General features: G+C 72.0%; 5 protein-coding genes. 3 read left to right on the top strand and 2 right to left on the bottom strand.

The annotated features are described in order from the left end of the window. A partial coding sequence (locus ACFWM7_RS14775; protein WP_383260195.1) for a hypothetical protein occupies positions 1-1354 on the top strand: 1354 nt, incomplete at its 5' end. A 118-nt stretch (positions 1355-1472) separates the two neighbouring features. After that, positions 1473-3158 (top strand): purine-cytosine permease family protein, encoded by a 1686-nt coding sequence (locus ACFWM7_RS14770; protein ID WP_383260193.1) that lies wholly within the window; start codon positions 1473-1475, stop codon positions 3156-3158. A 24-nt stretch (positions 3159-3182) separates the two neighbouring features. Here the strand turns inward: ACFWM7_RS14770 and ACFWM7_RS14765 are convergent, their stop codons facing one another. After that, the gene (locus tag ACFWM7_RS14765; RefSeq protein WP_383260191.1) at positions 3183-4187 is read right to left on the bottom strand and encodes an aldo/keto reductase; all 1005 of its coding nucleotides are present in this window, start codon (positions 4185-4187) and stop codon (positions 3183-3185) included. A gap of 119 nt (positions 4188-4306) precedes the next feature. On the opposite strand from ACFWM7_RS14765, the gene ACFWM7_RS14760 reads away from it, so the two are divergent. Continuing rightward, positions 4307-5218 (top strand): LysR family transcriptional regulator, encoded by a 912-nt coding sequence (locus ACFWM7_RS14760; protein ID WP_383260189.1) that lies wholly within the window; start codon positions 4307-4309, stop codon positions 5216-5218. Positions 5219-5265: 47 nt separating this feature from the next. On the opposite strand, the gene ACFWM7_RS14755 is transcribed toward ACFWM7_RS14760, so the two are convergent. Continuing rightward, positions 5266-7743, bottom strand: a complete 2478-nt coding sequence (locus tag ACFWM7_RS14755; protein ID WP_383260187.1) for an MFS transporter — start codon at positions 7741-7743, stop codon at positions 5266-5268. Positions 7744-7907 lie beyond the last annotated feature (164 nt).

Below are 7907 nucleotides of genomic sequence, written 5' to 3'. Positions count from 1 at the left end.
GGCCGGAAAGGCGCGGTGTTACACGGGCCAGGACGGGAACGGGGCGCACTACGCGCTCGCCGTCCCCCTCCGCTGGAACGGCTCGCTGGTGGTGCACGCGCACGGCGGGCCCGACCTGGGCGACGCATCGGACCCGGCCCGCTCGACCGAGGACCTGGAGCGCTGGGCCGTCATGGTCGAGGAGGGGTACGCCTGGGCGGGCTCCTCCTACCGGCGCGGCGGCTACGGGACGCGGATGGCGGCCGCCGACACGGAGAGCGTGCGCCGGGTCTTCGTCGACCGGTTCGGGAAGCCGGAGCGGACCTATCTGCACGGCCAGTCCTGGGGCGGGAACGTGGCCGCCAAGGTCGCGGAGACGTACGGCGCGAAGTCGGGGACGTACGCCACGAAGCCGGGAGCGTACGCCACGAAGCCGGAGACGTACGGCCGGAAGGCGGGGGCGTACGACGGGGTGCTGCTGACCAACGGCGTCCTGGGCGGCGGCTCGCGCGGCTACGACTACCGGGTCGACCTGCGCGTGGTCTACCAGTTCTACTGCGGCAACCATCCGCGTCCCACCGAGCCGCAGTACCCGCTGTGGCAGGGGCTGCGGCCGGACTCCACGATGACGTCCGCCGGGCTCAGCGCCCGGCTGCGGGAGTGCACGGGGTTCGACGCCGAACCGGCCGCACGGACCGCGCTCCAGCAGCGCAACCTGGACGACATCCTGGCCGTCACCGGGATTCCGGAGCGGTCCCTCGAATCCCATCTGCGGTTCGCGACGTTCACCTTCCGCGACATCGTCTCCACCCGGCTGGGGGGACGTAACCCCTTCTCCAACCGGGGTGTGCGGTATACCGGCTCGCACGACGACCGGGCGCTGAACGCGGGCGTGGAGCGGTTCTCGGCGGATCCGGCCGCGCGGCGGGACCTCTCGTGGGACAGCGATCTGACCGGGCGGGTGTCCCTGCCCGTCCTGACCCTGCACGCGATCGACGACCCCACGGCGTTCGTGGAGCACGAGGCCGCCTACCGGGCCACGTTGCGGGGAGCGGGACGGGAGCACCGGCTCGTGCAGAGCTTCACCCGGGAGAGCGAGCACAGCGGGCTGAGCAGCGCGGAGTACGCCAACTCCCTTGCGGCACTTGACCGTTGGGTCCGTACCGGCCGCAAGCCCACCGCGCGTTCGCTGGCCGAATCGTGCGCCGCCTTCGACCGGACGTACGGCACGGGCTGCTTCTACGATCCGGCGTTCCGGCCGTCCCCGTACGCCTCCCGGGTGCTCCCCCGGCCGGGCGGGCTCACCTGGCCCGCCATGACCGCCGGGCAGGAGCGGGCCTGGGGCCGGATCGACGGGGTGGGCATCGCTCCCTGAGGGGCGGACATGAGGCCGCAGCCCTCCCGCACCCTCTGACGCCCCGTTGGTATACCGTAACTCCCCCTTCACACCGGCCGTACGCGAGGGAAACCGCGACTGCCTAGCGTCCTCCGCCATGGATACCCGCACTCACCTCGCCGAACCGGCCCCACCGGACCCCGCACCGCCCGCCGCCCCTGACGGACCCCAGGCGGTGCGGGAGACGCTGGAGGACTACACCCTCCGCTTCGCGCCCCGCAGTTACCGCCGCTGGACCCCGATGGTCGTGGCGACCACGGCGCTCGGCGGCATCGCCTACATGGCCGACTTCTCCATCGGCGCCGGGATCGCCATGGCCCACGGCACCGGCAACGCGCTGGTCGCGATCACCGTGGCCGCGGCCCTCATCTTCATCACCGGCTTCCCGCTCGCCTACTACGCGGCCCGCTACAACATCGACCTCGACCTGATCACCCGGGGCTCCGGCTTCGGCTACTACGGCTCGGTGCTCACCGGCGTCATCTTCGCCAGCTTCACCGTCATCTTCTTCGCCCTCGAAGGCGCGATCATGGCCCAGGGCCTCAAACTCGGCTTCGGGCTGCCGCTGTGGCTCGGCTACGCCGTCTCCACCCTCATGGTCATCCCCCTCGTCATCTACGGGATGAAAGCGCTGAGCAAGCTCCAGGTGTGGACCACCCCGGTATGGCTGCTGCTGATGGTCGGACCGCTGGTCTACCTCGTCGCCACCGACCCGGGCACGGTCGACAGCTTCCTCGCCTACGCGGGCACCGACGGCGAGGGCAGCCTCAACACGGCCTCCGTGCTGCTCGGCGCGGGCGTCTGCCTCTCCCTCATCGCGCAGATCGGCGAGCAGATCGACTACCTGCGCTTCATGCCGCCGAAGACCGAGGCGAACAAGCGCAGTTGGTGGACGGCGATGGTGATGGCCGGCCCCGGCTGGGTGGTGCTCGGCGCGATCAAGCAGGCCATCGGGGTCTTCCTCGCCGTCTACATCCTCTCCGAGGTGGGACCGGCCGCGGCGACCGAGCCGATCCAGCAGTTCCGCGGGGCGTTCGACGCGATGATGCCGTCCTGGCTGGTGGTCCCGCTGGCCGTGGTCCTGGTCGTGATCAGCCAGATCAAGATCAACGTCACGAACGCCTACTCCGGGTCACTGGCGTGGACGAACTCCTTCACCCGCGTCACCAAGCACTACCCCGGCCGCATGATCTTCGTCCTGGTCAACCTGGCCTTCGCGCTGATCCTGATGGAGGCCGACATGTTCAGCTTCCTCAACAGCATCCTGGGCTTCTACTCGAACTGCGCCATCGCCTGGGTGGTCACCGTCGCCACCGACATCGGGGTCAACAAGTACCTGCTGAAGCTGTCCCCGCACGCGCCGGAGTTCCGCCGGGGCATGCTCTACGCGGTCAACCCGGTCGGCGTGACCGCGTTCACCGCCGCCTCCGGGCTGTCCATCGCGATGTACTTCCACGCCTTCGGCGACACGGTCCAGCCCTACTCCCCCGTCGCCGCCGTGGTCATCGCGTCCCTCCTCACCCCGGTCATGGCGATCGTCACCCGGGGCCGGTACTACCTGCGCCGGAGCGACGACGGCATCCCGGTGCCGCTACTGGACACCGAGGGCAACCCGAGCGCGGACACGTACGACTGCCACGTCTGCCGGCAGACCTTCGAGCGCCCGGACCTGGCCGCCTGCCCGGCCCACGACGCCATGGTGTGCTCGCTGTGCCTGAGCACGGACAAGGCGGGCGACCATGTGCTGCCGGCCGCACCGCCCGTCCCGCTCTCCGGCACCTGACCTGCTGTCCGTACGTGACCGGCGTCAGCCCGTCTTCGCGTCCCTCAGCAGCTCCTCGATCCGCGACAGCTCGTCCTCGGTGAAGTCCAGGTTCCGGGCGGCCTCGACGCTGTTCTCCAGCTGGGTCACGCTGCTCGCGCCGACGACGGCGGAGGTGAGCCGGCCGCCGCGCAGCACCCACGCCAGGGCCAGCTGCGCAAGCGACTGGCCACGCTCCTTCGCCAGGGCGTCCAGCGCGCGCAGCCGCTCCACCAGCTGCGGGGTGACGGCGTCGGCGGACAGGAAGGGGCTCGCGCCCGCCGCCCGGGAGCTGGCCGGAATGCCGTTGAGATAGCGGTCGGTGAGGATGCCCTGCTCCAGCGGTGAGTACGCGATGGAGCCGACGCCCAGCTCGCCCAGGACGTCCGGCAGCCCGTCGTCCTCGATGCGGCGGTCGAGCATCGAGTAGCGGGGCTGGTGGATGAGGAGCGGGGTGCCGAGGTCCTTCAGGATCGCGGCGGCCTCGCGGGTCCGGTCGGCGGAGTAGTTGGACAGGCCGACGTAGAGGGCCTTGCCCTGCCGTACGGCGGAGTCGAGCGCGCCCATCGTCTCTTCGAGCGGGGTGTCCGGGTCGGGCCGGTGGGAGTAGAAGATGTCGACGTACTCGACGCCCAGGCGCTTCAGGCTCTGGTCGAGCGAGGAGCGCAGGTACTTCCGCGAGCCCCACTCCCCGTACGGCCCCTCCCACATGTGGTAGCCCGCCTTGGTGGAGATGACGATCTCGTCGCGCAGGTGGGCGAAGTCGGTCGCCAGGGCGCGGCCCAGGGTCTCTTCGGCGGAGCCGGGCGGCGGGCCGTAGTTGTTGGCCAGGTCGAAGTGGGTGATGCCGAGGTCGAAGGCACGGCGCAGGATGGCGCCCTGCGTCTCGGGCGTCCTGTCGCCCCCGAAGTTGTGCCAGAGGCCGAGGGAGAGCGCGGGCAGCAGCAGACCGCTTCGGCCGGTGCGCCGGTAGGGCATGGCGGAGTAGCGGTCGGCGGACGGCAGGTACATGGGCAGGCTCCGCTGGAGAGATCCGGGGGGACGAGGAGGACGGGGACCAGGCTTCCGCAGATGGATCCAGCAGTCCAACAGGAGATTCCGCTCGGATTCATCGCCTAGATTGCTCAATCATGGAACTGCGTCAGCTGGAGCACTTCGTCGCCGTGGCGGAGGAGCAGCACTTCACCCGCGCCGCCGAGCGGCTCGCCGTCTCGCAGTCCGGGCTCTCCGCCTCCGTACGGGCGCTGGAGCAGGAGCTGCGGACCCCGTTGTTCAGCCGAACCACACGTACGGTCCGGCTCACCGAGGCGGGCCGTGCGCTGCTGGTGGAGGCGGAACGCACGCTGGCCGGGGCCCGGGCGGCGCGGGACGCGGTCGATGCCGTACGGGGGCTGCTGCGCGGGACGCTGACGGTGGGGGTCGAGCAGTGCGTGGCGGGGGTGAGCCCGCCGCGGCTGCTGGCGGCGTTCCACCGGGAGCATCCGCAGATGGAGCTGCGGCTGCGGCAGGAGGGCACCAGCAGTCTGCTGGACGGGGTGGCGGGCGGACGGCTCGACCTGGCGTTCGCGGCGACGGTCAGCCCGGCGGAGTGGCGCGGGGAGCTGATGCCGCTGGCCAGGGAGCCGATGGTGCTGCTGTGCGCGGCGGGGCATGCGTTCGCCGGGCGGGCCGAGGTGGCGTGGGAGGAGCTCCTGGGGGCGTCCTTCATCGACTTCCACCCGGACTGGGGGCCGCGCCGGGCCGCCGACGAGGCGTTCGCGGCGGCGGGGGTGCGGCGGACGGTGGGCCTGGAGGTCAACGACGTGCACAGCCTGCTGGAGCTGGTGCAGGAGGGGCTCGGGATCGCGGTGGTGCCGCACCACTTCTCGCGCAAGCCGGAGGCGGCGCGGCTGGTCGCGGTGGACCTGGCGGGCGCGCACCGGCCGGTGTACGAGAGCGTGGTGGTGCTGCCGGGGGCGCGGAGCCTGAGCCCGGGGGCGCGGGCGTTGATGCGGCTGGTGCGAAAGGACCCGGTACGGGAGTCGGTGCGGGTTCGGTCCTGAAGCCCGCACCGTCCCCCGGAGCCTCCGTCGGCCCCGCCCCGTACGGTTCAGTCCTCGTGCCCCAGCTGGAGGTCCCGCTCGGTGCGGCCGCCGCCCGCGACCTGGAGGACGGTGGCGACGGGCGGGTATCCCGCGGCGATGACGGTGTACTCGCCGGACGACAGGTCGACGAACCGGAACGAGCCGTCCGACCCGGTGGTGAGCGTGTCCACCACATTGCCCGCCGCGTCGAGCAGGGTCACCCGGGCGTCCTCGACGGGCCGTCCGCCGGTGGCCCGGACCACGCCGCGCAGGACCGCCCCGCCCGCCAGCTCGATGTCCTGCCGGGTCTCGCGGGCGGCCTGCACGCTGACAGGGAGGGCGGCCGGGCGGAAGGCGGGGGCGCTGGCGGCGAGGGTGTACTCGCCCGCGATCAGCTCGCCGATGACATAGCCGCCCTCGCGGCCGGTCCGCGTCGAGGCGACGACCTCGCCCCGTACGTCGGTGAGGGTGACGGCCGCGTCGCGGACGGGGGCCCCGTCGGGGGTGAGGACGGAGCCGGCCAGGCGTCCGGCGCCGCCGAGCACCACGTCCAGCTCCACGGGGCGCTCGCCCACGGTGACGCTGACGGCCTGCGGCTGGTGGCCTCCGGCGGCGGCGATGAGGACGTAGGAGCCGGCGCCGGGGACGCTGAGCGCGTACCGCCCGTCCTCGCCGCTGCCCCCGCGCCCGACCTGCTGCCCCTGGACGTCGATGAGGGTGAGGGCGGCACGGGGAACGGTGGTGCCGTCGGGGTGCTGGACGCTGCCGTGGACCGGGACGCCGGAGAGGTGGCCCAAGGCGGTGGGCCGGCCGGAGTCGGCGCGGGCGGCGGGGATCTGGGTGGTCGCGGGCTCGGCGGCGGCTTCGGGGCTGTGGTGGGACACCAGCGGTTTCTCCTTGAGGAAGAAGGCGAGGATCAGGCCGAGCACGAGCACCGGCACGAGGTAGAGGAAGATGCGCGGCATCGCGTCGACGTACGCCTGGATGTAGGCGTCGCGCAGCGCGGGTTCCATCGCGTGGACGATCTGCGGGGTGATCGACTCGGGGTCGGGCAGCTCCGCGCCGCTGGGCAGGCGGACGCCGAGCGCGTCGGAGAGCCGCCCGGCGAAGAGCGTGCCGAAGATCGCCGCGCCGACGCTGCCGCCGATCTGCCGGAAGTAGTTGTTGGCGCTGGTGGCGGTGCCGAGGTCCGACGGTCGTACGGAGTTCTGCACGGCGAGCACGAGGACGGACATGACCAGTCCGATGCCGAGGCCGAGGACGGCCTGGTAGAAGCTGTACGCCAGCGGGGAGGTGTCCGCCTCCAGCAGGGACAGCAGCGCCATGCCGACCACCGAGACGGCGCCGCCCACGATCGGGTAGATCCGGTAGCGGCCGGTGCGGGTGATGAGCTGGCCCGAGGCGATGGAGCCGCCGACGATGCCCATCATCATCGGGAGCATCAGCAGCCCGGATTCGGTGGCGCTGACCCCGTCGACCATCTGGAGGTAGGTGGGGAGGTAGCTGGCGGCCCCGAAGAGCGCGACGCCGACGACCGCGCCGATCAAGCCGGTGACGTTGAAGACGGAGTCGCGGAAGAGCCGCAGCGGAATGATCGGTTCTGCGGCCCGGTGCTCGACGGCGACGAAGAGCGCCGTGGAGAGGGCCGCGCCCGCCGCGAGGCCGAGGATGGTGCGCGAGCCCCAGGCGTACTCGGTGCCGCCCCAACTGGTCACCAGCACCAGGCAGGTGGAGGCGACGGCGAGGAGCACCGCGCCCAGGACGTCGAGCCGGGGGCGTACGGCGGGCCGGGGCAGCTTGAGGACGACCGCGATGACGGCCAGGGTGACCAGGCCGAAGGGGACGTTGATGTAGAAGCACCAGCGCCAGGAGGCGTGGTCGGTGAAGAACCCCCCGAGCAGCGGTCCGGCGACCGAGGCGAGGCCGAAGACCGCGCCGATGAGGCCCATGTAGCGGCCGCGCTCCCGGGCCGGGACGATGTCCGCGATGATCGCCTGGACGCCGATCATGAGGCCGCCGCCACCGACGCCCTGGAGGGCGCGGAAGGCGATCAGCTCGTCCATCGTGCGGGACCAGCCCGCGAGGGCGGAGCCGATGATGAAGACGACGATGGCGAACTGGAAGACGCCCTTGCGGCCGAAGAGGTCGCCGAGCTTGCCGTACAGCGGCAGGACGATGGTGGAGGCGAGGAGGTAGGCGGTGACCGCCCAGGACATCTTCTCCAGGCCGTGCAGCTCGCCGACGATCTTCGGCAAAGCGGTGGCGACGATCATCTGGTCGAGCGCCGCGAGCAGCAGAGTGAGCATCAGGCCGAGGAAGACCATGCGGACCTTGCGGGGGCTGATGTCCGCCGCCACCTGACCGGATCCCGGTCCGGCCGGAGGGGGTGGCGGGGGCGGGGACGGTGCGGCGGCTCCGGCGGCCGCCGCCGCGCCGACCGGATCCGAGCCCTCCGGTCCCGTGCCGTCCGGCTCGTCCTTCACCAGCGTGATACCGCCCACCACGTAACGCTCCCCTCGTCGCACCTGCGCCGCCCATTTCTCGCATCGCGCGGCAAGGCGGGGCAAACGCGACGAGGGGCGTACGCGGCGCGCACGGAGGGCTTATGCGCCGGTGGGAGCCACTACGGCGCGCAACCGGCCGCCCCGGAAAACCACCCGTTCCGGTG

The organism is Streptomyces sp. NPDC058375 (assembly GCF_042723425.1).
Taxonomy (GTDB): Bacteria; Actinomycetota; Actinomycetes; order Streptomycetales; family Streptomycetaceae; genus Streptomyces; species Streptomyces durocortorensis.
This window is presented reverse-complemented; position numbering and strand designations above follow the sequence as displayed.

Bases quoted from the DNA above. Each gene is read 5' to 3' on its own strand.
- ACFWM7_RS14770 (WP_383260193.1), top strand. From the start codon at position 1,473: ATGGATACCCGCACTCACCTCGCCGAACCGGCCCCACCGGACCCCGCA.
- ACFWM7_RS14765 (WP_383260191.1), bottom strand. From the start codon at position 4,187: ATGTACCTGCCGTCCGCCGACCGCTACTCCGCCATGCCCTACCGGCGC.
- ACFWM7_RS14760 (WP_383260189.1), top strand. From the start codon at position 4,307: ATGGAACTGCGTCAGCTGGAGCACTTCGTCGCCGTGGCGGAGGAGCAG.